This window comes from Geofilum sp. OHC36d9 (genome assembly GCF_052400685.1).
Lineage (GTDB): Bacteria > Bacteroidota > Bacteroidia > Bacteroidales > Marinilabiliaceae > CAZHHH01.
This window is the reverse complement of record NZ_JBQTGJ010000001.1, coordinates 453,314-468,676: the sequence shown is the minus strand read 5'-3', so window position 1 is coordinate 468,676 and position 15,363 is coordinate 453,314. Positions and strand designations below refer to the sequence as shown.

Here is a 15,363-nt window from a genome sequence, read left to right as displayed (position 1 = left end):
AATTTGACATTTTAAAAAAAATACCTGATTTTTATTACTCAAACATTAATCCTCAAAAAATGATGACAAGCTTGAAAAGCATGGCTAAAAATTATATGGATGGATTATCAACCTTAATCTTTCCGGACCATTGCCTACATTGTCATATCCTGCTTAACAAAAATGAGATGATTTTATGCAGAGCCTGCACCGCCAATCTTCCATCAACAGGCTTCGAAAACAAACCCAATAATCTTGTGTTTCAAACATTTTGGGGACGCGTTCCCATACACTTTGCGGCCTCAGCTTTTCACTTTCGAAAAGGCGAATTACTGCAACAACTGGTCCATCAGTTAAAATACAGAAACAAACCTGACACAGGCATTTTTTTAGGTCGATTAATGGGACAAAAAATAATGAAATCAACACTATTTGAAAACCCTGACACCATCATCCCGGTACCTTTACATCCACGAAAACAACAATCACGAGGCTATAACCAAAGCTTATATTTGGCCAAAGGCATCGCCGAAATGACAGGCGCTTCCGTAAACACTTCCATCCTTTTCAGAAAAACACACCACAGCTCACAAACTCACAAAAAACACTACGAACGATGGTTAAATGTCGAAGACAACTTTTTCGTCGTCAACTCGTCCTCACTCGAAAATCACCACATTCTGCTGGTTGATGATATTATTACTACCGGAGCCACCCTCGAAGCCTGTGCCCAAAAATTATATCCGATTAAAAACATAAAAATCAGCATCATGACGGCCGGCTACGCCAATTGAAAAAAGCAGATGGGTATAGTAGAAAAATGTATCACCTCATCAAAACCAACATTACTTTCAGTTTAAAACAAAGACCTCATTTAGAGTTTACGGCATTAATCACACATTATCGCCAACAAGTTCTTTACGTCCAATAATTAAAGCCCCATTAAATCTAAAAACAAAAAACATAATACACGTTGCTAACTGTGCTTATTTTCTTATTTTTGCGTCTATCCATTATTAACAAAGAAAAATGAGCACTCCCAAAAAAATTAAAAGCGCACTGATTTCCGTATTCTATAAAGACGGCTTAGATGAAATAGTTAAAACACTTGACCAGGAAGGTGTAAAAATTTATTCAACCGGTGGCACTCAAACTTTTATTGAAAAATTAGGTATAAAAGTGACGCCCGTTGAAGAACTCACAGGGTATCCGTCGATACTTGGAGGCAGAGTAAAAACCTTACATCCAAAAGTTTTCGGAGGCATTTTAGGCCGCCGCGAAGACAAGGTACACCAGGAGCAGATGAACGAATATGAAATTCCGGGCATCGACCTTGTGATTGTAGACCTTTACCCTTTTGAAGCAACGGTAGCCTCCGGGGCTGATCATTCCAGTGTTATTGAAAAAATCGACATCGGAGGCATTGCTTTAATCAGAGCCGCCGCGAAAAATTACAACGACGTTGTTATTGTTCCATCGGTACAACAATATACACGTTTACTTGAAATACTTAAAACAGGCAAGGGCGTAACCACCCTCGAAGAAAGACGGTGGTTTGCAACGGCAGCTTTTGCGGTCTCTTCGGGCTACGATTCGGCCATCTACAACTATTTCAATGAAGACAATTTCCCGGCTTCACGTCAGGCCATCAATGGCAATATGAGCCTCCGCTACGGCGAAAACCCACATCAAAAAGGTGTTTTCTACGGCGATTTCAATCAATTGTTTGAACAACTGCACGGCAAAGAAATATCATACAATAACCTGTTAGACATAGATGCCGCCGCCGCATTAATAGACGACTTTGATGATACTACCATTGCCATTCTAAAACACAACAACGCTTGTGGTCTGGCTTCTCGCGACAACCTCACCAAAGCATGGATCGACGCATTAGCCGGCGACCCATTATCGGCATTCGGCGGAATCATCATTTCCAACCGCGAAATTGACGCAGCCACAGCAGAAGAAATGAATAAAATATTTTTCGAAGTAGTTATAGCACCAACATACAACGAGGAAGCACTTAAAATATTAAAACAAAAAAAGAACCGAATCATACTGATTCAAAAAGCAAAAACAACCAGCTCAACGACCTCACGTTCGCTGTTAAATGGCGTTCTGATTCAGGATCGTGATTTGAAGACTGAAACACCTGCCGACTTAAAAACTGTCACAAGTACGACGCCATCGGACTCCGAAATAGAAGATTTGTTATTTGCCAATAAAATTGTAAAACATTCAAAATCGAATGCAATTGTTTTAGCAAAAAACAAACAATTAGTGGGAAGCGGCGTAGGACAGACATCACGGGTTGATGCCCTGAAACATGCCATCAGCAAAGCAGCCTCTTTCAATTTCTCATTGGATGGCGCTGTTATGGCTTCTGACGCATTTTTCCCTTTTGCCGATTCAGTAGAAATTGCGCATAAAGCCGGAGTTACTTCGGTTATTCAACCCGGTGGATCAGTTCGTGATAAGGACACCATCGATTATTGCAATCAAAACAATCTGTCAATGGTCTTTACCGGAAACAGACATTTCAAACATTAAAAACGAAATCAATGGGATTGTTTTCATTTCTGACTCAGGAATTAGCAATGGACCTGGGTACCGCTAACACCGTCATTATTCATAATGACAAAATCATGGTGGATCAGCCGAGCATTGTAGCCCTTGACAGACGAACCGACAAATTGGTTGCCATAGGAGAGAAAGCCCGTCAAATGCACGGGAAAACCCACGATAACATTTACACCATCCGTCCACTTCGCGATGGGGTGATTGCCGACTTCAATGCTGCAGAACAAATGATTCGTGGCATGATCAAAATGATTGATCAAAATAAAAAACGTCTTTTTACGCCTTCTTTAACCATCGTGGTATGTATCCCTTCGGGGAGCACCGAGGTTGAAATACGTGCGGTACGCGATTCGGCCGAACATGCCGGGGGACGTGAGGTTTATATGATTTATGAACCCATGGCCGCTGCACTGGGTATTGGCCTCGACATAGAAGCGCCAGAGGGTCATATGATCGTTGACATCGGTGGGGGCTCCACCGAAATTGCCGTTATTTCCTTAGGCGGCATTGTCACCAATAAATCCATCCGTATTGCCGGTGACGATCTCACCGCCGATATCATGGAGTATATGCGGCGTCAACATAACATTAAGATAGGCGAAAGAACCGCTGAAGAAATAAAAATAAGGGTAGGATCAGCGCTGCCTGAGTTGGATGAGCCACCTGCTGATTACATTGTAAGTGGGCCAAACCAGATGACAGCGCTTCCCATTGAAGTACCTGTCTCCTATCAGGAAATATCGCATTGTCTGGAAAAATCTATTTCAAAAATGGAAACGGCCATTCTTAATGCACTGGAACAAACGCCGCCTGAATTGTATGCCGACATAGTAGCCAAAGGCATTTATCTGGCCGGCGGCGGAGCGTTGTTACGCGGATTAGATAAACGTTTAACCAATAAATTAAACATCCCGTTCCACATCGCCGAAACCCCTTTGCTTGCAGTGGCCCGCGGCACTGGCATAGCGCTTAAAAATCGCCACAAATTTCAATTTCTTATTCGCTAACAGCAATATAAGCCAAATAAAGAGACCTCAAACCCTGAAAATACTAACATAATACAGGCAGACGGTCTCTTTATACTTTTAATTATACGGCAACAACCAACAGTTATGTTAGGAGTTTAAAAACGTTTTCATAACCATGAGAAACATCATTCGGTTCATCCTCAGATATCATTTCTTTCTATTGTTTCTGTTGTTTGAAACATTGAGTTTCTACTTACTGGTTAACTACAATCAGCATCAACATCAATTGTTTTTAAATTCTTCGGGACGTTTGGCAACCAGCATCTTTGAACTAACCTCCAATTTTAGAGATTACTTCTCGCTTCGAAGAGCCAACGATGAACTGTCGAGAGAAAATGCATTGTTAAGAAGCCGGGTATACGACTACGCCTCAAGTGGGGAGATTGAAAAACACAACTCACCGCAATTCACAGCACAAAGAGACAGTCAGTACCTCTTCACCCCTGCAAAAGTCATCAATAATTCCGTCAACAAGCTACACAACTACCTGACCATCAATGCTGGTAAATTACAAGGCGTAAAATCAGGGATGGGCGTTATTTCGGCGCGCGGCTTAGTTGGCATTACCAGACATGTCTCGGACCATTATGCCACCGTCATCTCACTTTTAAATACTCAGCTAAAAATTTCAGCTAAACTCAGAGATTCGGACTTTTTTGGCTCACTAACCTGGAAAGGAGGAGCGCCCGGACAGGCCACCCTCTATGAAATCCCAGGCCATGCCAAACTATCGGTGGGCGATGCGGTTATCACCAGCGGTTATTCAGCCATCTTTCCGGAAGGTATTCTCATTGGAACCATCGAAAATTACGAGCTGAAACAAGGCGAGGGATTCTACGAAATCACCGTAAAATTATCGGTTGACTTCAGTCGTCTCACCTATGTTGAAGTCGTCGAAAAGATAAGCGGAAAGGAACAAAAAGAACTGGAAAAAACAACAGAAGATGATTAACAATTTAGGGCGATATCTATTCAATCTCATTATTATTATCCTTATTCAGGTTATAATACTTAATAACCTAAATTTGGGTGGTTACATCAACCCTTTTCTGTACGTATTATTTATCCTGACGCTTCCGGTGGAGATTCCGGATTGGTTATTACTGGTTATCAGCTTCTTTTTGGGACTGTTGATGGATGTTTTTTTAAACTCACTGGGGATGCATACTTCAGCTTCGGTTTTCATCGCCTTTCTGAGGCCTTTTCTACTGCGTTTTCTGGCTCCCCGCGATGGCTATGAACCAGGCAGCCTGCCCACGCCCTCTTATTTTGGTTTTTCATGGTTTCTAAAATACAGTGCCATCACAGTATTTGCACACCACCTGTTTCTCTTTCTCATTGAAGCCTTTACTTTTGCCAACATCTTTGCCACTTTATGGAAAACAACAGTAAGCACTCTATTTACCCTTCTCATTATTACAATTGCCATGTTGTTTGGCCATCAAAAAGAAAAACGCTTTTAAGATCAGATCATGGGAAATAACAATCGAAGCATCGTCATAATCTTGATTTTTGTATTGATAAGCATTCTGTTTATCATACGATTATTCGTGCTTCAGGTTGTAGACCCTTCATATAAATTCTCAGCAGCCAGTAACACGCAACGAAAAATTACGGAATATCCGGCTCGCGGATTGGTCTACGACCGCAATCACAAACTTCTGATCTCAAATCAACCCGTGTATGACTTAATGATCGTACCACGCGAAGTTGTGCCCTTCGACACCACCGAATTTTGTGAATCCATTACAATAACAAGAGAAGAATGCGAAAGCTTCTTCAATGAAATCAAACAAAATCTCAGGAGAAACAAAATATCAGGTTTTAAGCCATCGGTTTTTTACAAACAAATGTCGACCTTACAATACGCTGTTTTTCAAGAGAAACAATACAAATTCAAAGGATTCTTTGTACAACGCCGAACCGTACGAAAATATGAGTATCCCAATGCGGCGCACGTCTTTGGTTATGTTGCCGAAGCCACCGAGTCATTACTCAAAGAGGATCCGTATTATTCATTGGGTGACTACGCCGGAGTTAACGGCATTGAATACACCTACGAAAAGTTTCTGCGAGGTAAAAAAGGGGCAAAATATGTAATGGTTGATGTGCATGGGCGTGAGAAAGGCCCCATGCGTGGCGGACGTCTTGATACAGCCGCAGTTGCCGGGAAAGACATTACTTTGACACTGGATATTGAATTACAGGCATATGCCGAAAAGCTCATGCAAAACAAAACAGGCAGCATCATCGCCATTGAGCCTTCCACCGGAGATATCCTGGCAATGGTATCAGCCCCATCATTCGATCCCACATTACTTGTTGGCCGTCAACGCTCGGTCAATTTTCCGGTGTTATCAAACGACACCCTCTCACCTTTACTTAACCGGGCCGCCATGTCGAGCTATCCGCCGGGATCAACCTTTAAAACATTGATGGCTTTGATAGGGCTTCAGGAAAACATTGTCACACCAAAAACGGAATTCACCTGCAATAGTGGTTATCACACAAGAGGGTTATCGGTGGGATGTCACCATCACCAATCGCCGCTTGATCTGATTCATTCCATCTGCACATCATGTAACGCATACTATTGTAATGTTTTCAGAAACATGATTGACAATCCCAAATACGAGACACCACAAAAGGCTTTGGATATATGGCGTGAATATGTCACACGTTTTGGATTAGGCAACCGTCTGAACAGTGATTTATCGAGCGAAGGAACAGGGAACATACCAGGCAGTAGTTATTACGACAGAATTTATCATAAAAGTTGGGCAGGCCTTACCGTCATCTCGCTGGCCATTGGACAGGGTGAGATGCTTGTTACGCCACTCCAAATGGCAAACATGACCGCAACAATAGCCAACCGTGGGTACTACCTGACACCACACCTGATTAAAAGCATCAAATCAGATACTGTCCCCTCAAGATTTAAGACAACTCACAACACCAATATTAATGAAAATCATTTCGAGACAGTAATTGAAGGAATGGAACAAGCTGTTTGGAGTGACTTTGAATCAACAGCAAGAATAGCACGTATTAAAGGCATCACCATTTGCGGAAAAACGGGTACCGCTCAAAATCCCCATGGTGAAGACCACAGTATATTTATCGCTTTCGCACCGAAGGACGACCCCCAAATAGCAATTGCCGTATATGTAGAAAATGCCGGTTTTGGGTCGTCATCAGCCGCACCTATTGCCAGTCTGCTCACCGAATCGTACCTTAAAGGGGCCATTCAGCCATCGCGAAAATGGCTTGAAGAACGTATGTTAAACCTTAATTTGACAGGAAAAAATGACAAGTAACAGTACGAGAGCCCTGAAAAATATCGATTGGTTAACAGTCATTCTATACGTCCTGCTGGTTGGTTTTGGATGGCTTAACATTTATGCCGCGAATACCGAACCCGGCGTTCCGTTTAGTCTTTCCATGGACAAAGAATATACCAAGCAATTACTGTGGATTGGCATATCTACTATTTCAATAGGATTCATTTTCCTAATCGACAGTAAGTTCTATGTCGAATTTGCCAACATATTTTACATCATAACCACAATTCTTTTAATATCCGTGATCTTTATAGGGGTAGAAGTTAACGCAGCCCATTCATGGTTTCAAGTTGGCTCTTTCAGATTTCAACCGGTCGAACTCGCAAAAGTAGCCACAACGCTGGCCATTGCCAGACTCATGAGTCGATTTCAATTCTCACTGACCAAATGGCCCGACAGACTAACCCTGGGAGCACTTTGGTTAGCCCCCATACTCATTATTATTCTTCAGAATGATACCGGGTCAGCTCTTGTATTTTTTGCTTTTCTGATCGTATTTTTCAGGGAAGGGATGACACCTTACATCCTATTGTTTGGTGTTATCGCCATTGCTGTATTCATATCAACACTTCTAATTTCCAACCAACTAATACTTGGACTATTATACGCATCAACCATTATTCATCTTTTTTTAAAAAAAACCGGAAAAATCACTTTTATTGCCATCATAGTGGCAATAGCCGGCTATACACTAATGGCGATAATCACCCGTGCATCCTCCGATACGGTTAACCAATACCAATCTATGTTATCGGGCGCTATTCTCAGTAGCCTATGGCTTCTATACAACGCACTGTCAAAACGTCTAAAGCACATCCTCATATCGCTCACCTTATTTTGGGGGGCCATAGGATTTGCCTATTCAACCGATTACTTTTTCGAAAAAGTGCTGACCGATTATCAGCGCACCCGTATATTGGTAATGCTCGGGTTAAAAGACGATCCGTTGGGCGCCGGTTACAACGTCAACCAATCAAAAATAGCCATTGGCTCAGGAGGGTTCTCCGGGAAAGGCTTCCTGCAAGGCACCCAAACCAAATTCAACTTCGTACCCGAACAAAGCACCGACTTTATCTTTTGTACCGTTGGCGAAGAGTGGGGCTTTATCGGAACTTCCGGTGTCATTCTGATTTTTCTGGCTTTACTAATCCGCCTGGTCATTCTATCTGAACACCAACACTCAAATTTCAGCAGAATATATGGCTATAGCGTTGCAGCCATATTCTTTCTTCACATGGCAATTAACATTGGTATGACCATTGGTCTGGCACCTGTTATTGGCATTCCGTTACCTTTTTTCAGCTATGGCGGTTCCTCCCTGTGGGGTTTTACAATCCTCTTGTTTATCTTTCTGAAACTCGACACCAACAGAGCCCAGTTAATTCGTTAACAACTAACTCTATTTCAGAAAACACCCAATCCGGATTTGAAAATAAATAAAAAATGTTCGAATAAAAGGTTGTATAAAACCTTTTATAGTTGTATATTTGATTAAATTATGAATAAAAGGCCTCGTTACTTCAGGCCTTTGTCTCTCAAGCCAGTTAACCGATTTCATCAATCTCTGATTGCTACGCCTAGAACCCGTACCAGACGAGTTATGCATTTTTGTAACAACCAAATAAATCAACATGCCCATGAAGTATCAAATTTACACGGCACGTAACTACAAACAGATTGACCAAATCGCAAAAATAAGTGCAGAAGACCTGCATAATATAGATGTAGTAGCGAACGTGTTACCCTTTAAAACAAACAATTATGTGGTAAACGAGTTAATTAACTGGGATGATTATAAATCTGATCCCATGTTTATCCTCAACTTCCCACAAAAGGACATGCTTCGCACAGAACACTTCAATCGCATCTCTTATCTTATGACCTCCGGCGCAAGCGAAGCAGACATCAAAAAAGCAGCCAATGAGATCAGGCACCAACTAAACCCCCATCCTGCCGGACAAAGTCATAATGTGCCCGTCTTTAAAGGTGAAAAACTAGCCGGAGCACAACATAAATATAATGAAACCATGCTGTTTTTCCCATCGCAGGGACAAACATGCCATGCTTACTGCACCTTTTGTTTTAGATGGCCACAGTTTACCGGTATGGACAATCTGAAATACGCCATGAAAGAGGTTGATCAGATAATAGGTTATCTGAAAGAACATACTGAAATAACCGATCTTCTGATTACAGGGGGAGACCCTATGGTAATGAAAGCCAATATTCTGGATGCTTATATCAGCAGTATCCTTGAGGCGGATATTCCCAATCTTCAGACCATCCGTATCGGGTCTAAATCACTGACATTCTGGCCCTATCGATACCTTACCGATCCCGATGCTGACGACATTCTAAAAATCTTCAAAAAAATCACTGCAGCCGGGAAGTCACTCTCCTTCATGGCCCATTTTAACCATCCGCGTGAATTAAGCACTGAAGCGGTCAAAAAAGCCATTGAACGCATCAGAAGTACCGGCGCACAAATAAGAACCCAATCGCCATTACTCAACCACATTAATGCGAGCCCCAAAATATGGGCGGAAATGTGGAAGAAACAAGTACAATTGGGAATGATACCATATTATATGTTTATAGCACGTGACACCGGTGCCCAGCAATATTTCGGCATACCATTGGTTCGGGCATGGGACATATTCAGACGCGCCTATAACAAAGTAAGTGGCATTTCAAGAACCGTGCGCGGGCCCAGCATGTCATGCACAGCAGGTAAAATCCGCATTGTGGGAGTAACTGAAGTCTTAGGCGAAAAAGTATTTGTAATGGAATTTATACAAGGCCGTAATAAAGAGTGGACCACACGTCCTTTCTTTGCCAAATACAGCTCTGAGGCACTATGGATAGACGACTTAAAACCGGCCTTCGGAAAAAAAGAATTTTTCTTTGAAGAAGAATTAGCCGAAATGCTTCTTGACTAATACATAATTGCTGATTCAAACACACAAAAGCAGATCCAACAAGATATAATTCTTTGGGGTCTGCTTCTTTTTTGGCACATTTACTGATAGACAAACAGCTGCCCGATTAGCAAAAATTAAATAAAATTATAATTTTACACCTTTTATAAAAGGAGTTCAATTTATGAGCAGAAAAAAGCTACTCAATTTAATTCTCAAAATAACACTCAGCTCGGCTGCGCTGTATTACGTTTTTTCCAACATCAATCTCGCCAAGACCTGGGAAAAAATCACCTCAGCCGATTATGCATGGCTTCTGATAGCCCTGATATTTTTTATCGGGTCACAAATTGTTGCGTCACGCCGCCTACTATCTCTGTTCAAATTGCTTCCCTTGAATATTACTTTTATCCAAAATTTAAGGCTTTACTGGCTGGGCCTTTTTTACAATCTCTTTTTACCGGGTGGTGTAGGCGGTGACGGTTTCAAAGTCTATCTCATTCACAAACACGAAAACAATAATCTTAGACAAACAATAGGCGCCATTCTCTCTGACCGCGTCAGCGGACTGGCAATCATTGTAATGATGCTGGCAGTGCTCGTTGCATTTATTGAAATACAAATTCCGCTACGACAATGGCTCTGGATTACCGTTCCATTGATAGCCCTGGGCTATTACCTCTTTCTCTGTTTTTTTAACGAAAAACTCAAACCCGGCTTTATAAAGACGCTGCTATGGTCCCTTCTTAGTCAAAGTTTACAAATGATTGCAGCGGTCATGATTCTAAAATCATTGGGGGTAAATAACAGCTCCGGTTACGATGATTATCTGTTCCTGTTTTTTCTTTCTGCAATAGCCGGATCGGTACCAATAACGCTTGGAGGAATCGGGGCACGCGAAATGGTCTTCATGTGGGGTGCCACTCAACTGGGAGTCAATGCCAATACAGCCGTAACACTAAGCTTATTATTCTACGTAACATCGGCCATCACCGCTCTGCCGGGCATAATATATACCATTCATCCGGCCAACATCCTTTCCTCACAATAAGTAAAACACCGGTATCAGGAGGGAAATGCCATTTCCCCATTACAAACCATCAAATATCCAGCTTATCCAGTCGGGGCAATAGTTCGTATTCCACCTTCTGCATCAGCTTATCACGTGCCTCACGCAAAGCTTTATCATAACTTCCCGGTAACATCCCCTTCACGTCGGTATAACTCTCAGAAAATATCTCCGTCTGCTGCACAACGTCATAAATCGTTATAAACATATCGGCATGTACCAGGAACACAGCGTAACCAGTTCCCTTTTTTTCTTCTCCTTTACGAAACTGCAACTGCAGTTTAACCACATATTCTGCCTTATCGGGATTGTTAGTAAAAGAAAAATAATTATCATTCAACACCGACTTTACCAAATTTGAGAAAGTGAGACGATCGTCCTTGTAGCCAAAGACAACCTCCTCGGCAGAAAAAAGAGCCGTTGACCGCTGCAATGCTATTTTAAACGACGCCATAGGAATCTCAGACTGGGGCAAAAACCATTTCACCAGATCACTTTCGATACCCGTATTTTTAAGTAAGGATTGAACATCCAGACTGGCTGTAACTGTTTGAAGCTTTCGCTTTGAAATAAAACGGGTGATAAGGGCCTTAGCCATTCCATCTGCCTCGGTAACAGCATCGGCACTCAATTCACCATCGCCCGATGAGAATTCAAATTTCACAGGGCAACCCGCCACCGGGAAAGCCTGTCCATCATTAAAAAACCTGACATTTAACATTAACGGTTGGGAGGATAACTTCGAAAAAGCAGCCTGATAGGTTCCCGATGCGGCCTTAAATTCGAGATTGCGATACAAGGACCTCAAATCGCTCATTATATCAGTGGCATAATTCACGGTTCCGTCCACCGAACGATCTGTCAAATCTTCACCAACATGATCCTGTAAAGCCTCTACGGCCTTGTAATATGAAGTCAAAGCCGCCACCACATCTCCTTTAGACACACTCCTGCGCGCCTCGGAAAAATAACCTGAAGCCAACATTTTGGCTTTATCCAGCTTCTGCTGACGCCGCATGGCATATTGCTGCTTATTCAAGCGTAGCATGACCCAGTACTCCTTCTTATTTTCCCAGGTTTGAACCTCATAACCTTCCAGAGTCTGTTCAACAGAAGTATAAACCTTAGATTCAAACTGCTCCCGAAACTGAAAATTATTTTCAAACTGACTCAATATGGAATTGGAAGCCACGGTCACTTTAATTTCAGAGCTCAACTCACGAAGCGCATAATTGCGCGCCTCACGGGCGTATTCCATGCCTGATGCCTCTTTACGCGCCATGCCAATCCCGATATAATACGCATCGCCCGAAGGCCTGTGTTTCACCCAGTGAGGCTTACGCGCTGTTTCGGCAGACAACGGATAACACAAAAAAAATAAAAAAGGGATTAAAAATATGCGGTTCATAATATATAGGTTTTCAGATGCTATTATCGAACAATAAGGATCAAATATATCATTCACATAAATGACACAGATCTCTTTAAACTCATCGTCGGTAAGTTACAAAAAACGCTCCACAACTTTAAGAGTCATCTCATAATCGAATCCTCTTGACATGGCAAAACGCACCAGGGCCGCTTTTCGTTTATAGGGATCATCAAATTTCAAGGTTCTGTTTTTACCTGAGAGTAAATTTATCAACGTATCCAACGAATCATCTGCACTAATTTGAGCCAACGCCTCCCCGGCAATATCCTCGGGAATTTTTTTTTGACGCAAAGCCCAGGCAATCTTCCGAACGCCCCATTTATTAAATTTAGACTTATCGCGCACAAAAAACCGGGCATATCGATTTTCATCGAGAAAAGCATTTGCCTTTAACTTTTCGATCACCTGGGGAATCAATTCTTCCGGCGTCTCCCATCTCTTCAACTTGCTCACCATTTCAGAAACGCAGTATTCTTTACGGGCGCACAAAGCAGTGGCCTTCTCAAATGCCTTAGCAAAATCCATCAGCACACCACCACCGTTTTAACGTTCACAAATTCACGCAATCCGAACAAGCCCAATTCTCTGCCATAACCACTATCCTTAACACCTCCAAAAGGTAATCGGGGGTCGGACCGAACAAAATCGTTCACAAAACAAGTTCCTACCTCCAGCTCATTGTCGGCCAAATAAATACCACGATCCAAATCGGAGGTAAAAATCGCCGCTCCCAACCCATAATTAGTGTCATTGGCAACAGAAACGGCCTCCTCGGCATTTTGTACTTTTATCAAAGCCGCCACAGGGCCGAACAACTCGTCGTGCCAGGCAGGCATTCCGGAATTCACATCATTCAGTATCGTCGGCGGATAATAATTACCAGAAATACCCGCCATAGCACCACCCAAAACCAACCCGGCCCCCTTTTCAATGCTATTATTAACCTGAGCCTCCAGATCGAGCCGCAAATTGACCCGTGCTATAGGCCCCAAATCAGTATCATCATTGAGGGGGTCGCCCATCTTCACTTTAGAAAATCCCTGGACCATAAATTGCTGAAACTCGTCAAAAACAGGGGCCTCCACTATAAAACGTTTCGCCGAAATACAACTCTGTCCGGCATTGGCAAGTCGGGCTTTCACACAGGCTTCGGCCGCCTTTTTCACATCGGCATCAGCCAAAATAATATAAGGATCGCTTCCTCCCAGTTCGAGGACCGATTTTTTCAGACTTTGCCCGGCAGCAGAACCTACTGCTTGTCCTGCCGGCGTACTGCCGGTAAATGTAACAGCCCGAATACGCCTGTCACCAATCACCCTACTGATACGGTTGCTACTCAACAAAATAGTTTGAAAAACCTTAAATGGGAAACCGGCCTCTTTCATGAGCTGTTCAATGGCCAGAGCACACCCCGAAACATTTGAGGCATGTTTTAAAATCACCGTATTCCCGGCCAACAATGCAGGCACTGAAAATCGCAACACCTGCCAAAAGGGAAAATTCCATGGCATAATGGCCAAAACCGGACCTAACGGTCTAAAAACCACGCGAGAACTGGAAAATGAAGTTTCCACCACTTCGGGGCACAAAAAAGCCTCAGCGTGATCGGCATAATAACGACATAACCAGCTACACTTATCAATTTCGGCTCGTGATTGACGAATTGGCTTACCCATTTCAATACTGATATTATAGGCTAAGCCTTCGCGTTGGGCCTCCAATAAAACAGCCAGACAAAGGATTAAATCACGTCTTTTATCAAGCGAAACTTTGCGCCAATTATAAAAAGCGGTTAATGAATGATCGAGAACTTCATCGACCTCGCTCATCTGCATCTCTTCAAACTCACGAACCACCTCATTTGTTGCAGGATTTACGGATCTTATAAGCATAACAAATCATATTTAATGAAGATTTATACGAATATAACCTAAAAGACGGATAAACTCAAACCTCATTCAATAGATTTGTCCGGCAATCTTACTCACACTGCCGGTCGCCATCATCGAAAAAAAATGAATCAGATTAAAGCCGTTTGCCAGCAACTCTTTAGATTGACAAACAGACCATTCCACGCCAACCCGAGCAGCGTCTTCATCGGTTTTACAACGACGTAGCTCAGCAGCCAGCTGAGTTGGAAATTGTATATTAAAAATATCGGGGAGCACGCTCAACTGGTCTTTGGTCGTTACCGGTTTCAACCCGGGCACGATGGGAACATCAATTCCAACCTTTCGACAACGCTTCACAAAATCAAAAAAGCGGTTGTTATCAAAAAACATCTGGGTAATGACATATTCGGCACCCGCATCCACCTTTTTTTTCAACCAATAAACATCCGAATCCAAATCAGGCGCTTCAACATGTTTCTCGGGATAACCAGCTACACCAAAACTAAAAGGCGTTTCAAAAACTTCAGTTGCTGTTGAATCGAGGAAATGCCCCTTATTAAGTTCAGTCACCTGATGAATTAAATCCAGGGTATGTTTATGACCTCCGTCCCGCCACTGAAAATGAGAACCCTGATAACGACTGTCGCCCCGCACAAATAACAAATCATGAATACCCAAAAAATTCAGATCGATCAACGCATATTCCGTTTCACTTTTTGTGAAGCCGTTACAAATGATATGTGGAACCACCCGCAGACCGTACCTGTGTTTGATGGCCGCCGCAACTGCCACAGTACCGGGTCTTTTACGAAAAACCAGACGTTCCACCAGCCCGCTTTCCTCATCGTGTTGATACACCTCATCACGATGCGAAGTAATATTTACAAACAAAGGCTTAAATTCCTTTAACACCTCCACCGTATTAAAAACACGTTTGATACTGTTCCCCTTTAACGGGGGCAACAATTCAAACGAAAAAGAAGGAGCTGAGACCTCCCGAATCATCTGGGCAGCTGTTAACATAATTGACACAGTTAAGGAAACAATACAACGATCTGGAATTTGTTTATTAAGTCCAACGATTTCATTATGCTAGCCATAAAAACAGCCATTTGCGAAAA

The 15,363-nt window shown here is 42.6% G+C and carries 13 protein-coding genes; 9 read left to right on the top strand and 4 right to left on the bottom strand.

Going from position 1 to position 15,363, the window contains the following annotated elements:
• Positions 1-59: 59 nt before the first annotated feature.
• From ACT3CD_RS01610 to ACT3CD_RS01570, 9 genes are all read left to right on the top strand, one after another.
• Positions 60-773: a ComF family protein gene (locus ACT3CD_RS01610; RefSeq protein ID WP_444642290.1), complete on the top strand. Its 714-nt coding sequence runs from the start codon at positions 60-62 to the stop codon at positions 771-773.
• 235 nt (positions 774-1,008) lie between these two features.
• Positions 1,009-2,532, top strand: coding sequence for a bifunctional phosphoribosylaminoimidazolecarboxamide formyltransferase/IMP cyclohydrolase (gene purH / locus ACT3CD_RS01605; protein ID WP_444642288.1), 1,524 nt, complete (start codon positions 1,009-1,011; stop codon positions 2,530-2,532).
• A gap of 11 nt (positions 2,533-2,543) precedes the next feature.
• Positions 2,544-3,569: a rod shape-determining protein gene (locus ACT3CD_RS01600; protein ID WP_444642286.1), complete on the top strand. Its 1,026-nt coding sequence runs from the start codon at positions 2,544-2,546 to the stop codon at positions 3,567-3,569.
• Between the two features lie 136 nt (positions 3,570-3,705).
• Complete coding sequence (gene mreC, locus ACT3CD_RS01595) at positions 3,706-4,542, top strand: rod shape-determining protein MreC (RefSeq protein WP_444642285.1); 837 nt, start codon at positions 3,706-3,708, stop codon at positions 4,540-4,542.
• Complete coding sequence (gene mreD, locus ACT3CD_RS01590; protein ID WP_444642283.1) at positions 4,535-5,053, top strand: rod shape-determining protein MreD; 519 nt, start codon at positions 4,535-4,537, stop codon at positions 5,051-5,053. Before mreC ends, mreD begins: the two co-directional genes overlap by 8 nt.
• A gap of 9 nt (positions 5,054-5,062) precedes the next feature.
• Complete coding sequence (mrdA, locus tag ACT3CD_RS01585; protein ID WP_444642281.1) at positions 5,063-6,907, top strand: penicillin-binding protein 2; 1,845 nt, start codon at positions 5,063-5,065, stop codon at positions 6,905-6,907.
• Positions 6,897-8,321: a rod shape-determining protein RodA gene (rodA, locus tag ACT3CD_RS01580; RefSeq protein ID WP_444642279.1), complete on the top strand. Its 1,425-nt coding sequence runs from the start codon at positions 6,897-6,899 to the stop codon at positions 8,319-8,321. The genes mrdA and rodA overlap by 11 nt, the downstream gene beginning before the upstream one ends.
• 247 nt (positions 8,322-8,568) lie before the next feature.
• Positions 8,569-9,870: a KamA family radical SAM protein gene (locus ACT3CD_RS01575; protein WP_444642277.1), complete on the top strand. Its 1,302-nt coding sequence runs from the start codon at positions 8,569-8,571 to the stop codon at positions 9,868-9,870.
• A gap of 163 nt (positions 9,871-10,033) precedes the next feature.
• A complete protein-coding gene (locus tag ACT3CD_RS01570) occupies positions 10,034-10,900 on the top strand; it encodes a lysylphosphatidylglycerol synthase transmembrane domain-containing protein (RefSeq protein WP_444642275.1) in 867 nt (288 codons plus the stop codon).
• A gap of 49 nt (positions 10,901-10,949) precedes the next feature.
• On the opposite strand, the gene ACT3CD_RS01565 is transcribed toward ACT3CD_RS01570, so the two are convergent.
• The 4 genes from ACT3CD_RS01565 to ACT3CD_RS01550 form a co-directional block, all read right to left on the bottom strand.
• Positions 10,950-12,326: an LPP20 family lipoprotein gene (locus tag ACT3CD_RS01565; protein WP_444642273.1), complete on the bottom strand. Its 1,377-nt coding sequence runs from the start codon at positions 12,324-12,326 to the stop codon at positions 10,950-10,952.
• 96 nt (positions 12,327-12,422) lie between these two features.
• The gene (locus ACT3CD_RS01560; protein ID WP_444642772.1) at positions 12,423-12,875 is read right to left on the bottom strand and encodes a regulatory protein RecX; all 453 of its coding nucleotides are present in this window, start codon (positions 12,873-12,875) and stop codon (positions 12,423-12,425) included.
• Positions 12,875-14,242 (bottom strand): NAD-dependent succinate-semialdehyde dehydrogenase, encoded by a 1,368-nt coding sequence (locus ACT3CD_RS01555; RefSeq protein WP_444642271.1) that lies wholly within the window; start codon positions 14,240-14,242, stop codon positions 12,875-12,877. Before ACT3CD_RS01555 ends, ACT3CD_RS01560 begins: the two co-directional genes overlap by 1 nt.
• Positions 14,243-14,308: 66 nt before the next feature.
• On the bottom strand, positions 14,309-15,265 hold the full coding sequence (locus ACT3CD_RS01550) for a methylenetetrahydrofolate reductase (protein ID WP_444642269.1): 957 nt from the start codon (positions 15,263-15,265) through the stop codon (positions 14,309-14,311).
• Positions 15,266-15,363 lie beyond the last annotated feature (98 nt).

What these genes read in the sequence shown, in the direction of transcription:
- ACT3CD_RS01610 (WP_444642290.1), top strand. Translation starts at nt 60, where the DNA reads ATGATGACAAGCTTGAAAAGCATGGCTAAAAATTATATGGATGGATTA.
- purH (WP_444642288.1), top strand. Translation starts at nt 1,009, where the DNA reads ATGAGCACTCCCAAAAAAATTAAAAGCGCACTGATTTCCGTATTCTAT.
- ACT3CD_RS01600 (WP_444642286.1), top strand. Translation starts at nt 2,544, where the DNA reads ATGGGATTGTTTTCATTTCTGACTCAGGAATTAGCAATGGACCTGGGT.
- mreC (WP_444642285.1), top strand. Translation starts at nt 3,706, where the DNA reads ATGAGAAACATCATTCGGTTCATCCTCAGATATCATTTCTTTCTATTG.
- mreD (WP_444642283.1), top strand. Translation starts at nt 4,535, where the DNA reads ATGATTAACAATTTAGGGCGATATCTATTCAATCTCATTATTATTATC.
- mrdA (WP_444642281.1), top strand. Translation starts at nt 5,063, where the DNA reads ATGGGAAATAACAATCGAAGCATCGTCATAATCTTGATTTTTGTATTG.
- rodA (WP_444642279.1), top strand. Translation starts at nt 6,897, where the DNA reads ATGACAAGTAACAGTACGAGAGCCCTGAAAAATATCGATTGGTTAACA.
- ACT3CD_RS01575 (WP_444642277.1), top strand. Translation starts at nt 8,569, where the DNA reads ATGAAGTATCAAATTTACACGGCACGTAACTACAAACAGATTGACCAA.
- ACT3CD_RS01570 (WP_444642275.1), top strand. Translation starts at nt 10,034, where the DNA reads ATGAGCAGAAAAAAGCTACTCAATTTAATTCTCAAAATAACACTCAGC.
- ACT3CD_RS01565 (WP_444642273.1), bottom strand. Translation starts at nt 12,326, where the DNA reads ATGAACCGCATATTTTTAATCCCTTTTTTATTTTTTTTGTGTTATCCG.
- ACT3CD_RS01560 (WP_444642772.1), bottom strand. Translation starts at nt 12,875, where the DNA reads ATGGATTTTGCTAAGGCATTTGAGAAGGCCACTGCTTTGTGCGCCCGT.
- ACT3CD_RS01555 (WP_444642271.1), bottom strand. Translation starts at nt 14,242, where the DNA reads ATGCTTATAAGATCCGTAAATCCTGCAACAAATGAGGTGGTTCGTGAG.
- ACT3CD_RS01550 (WP_444642269.1), bottom strand. Translation starts at nt 15,265, where the DNA reads ATGTTAACAGCTGCCCAGATGATTCGGGAGGTCTCAGCTCCTTCTTTT.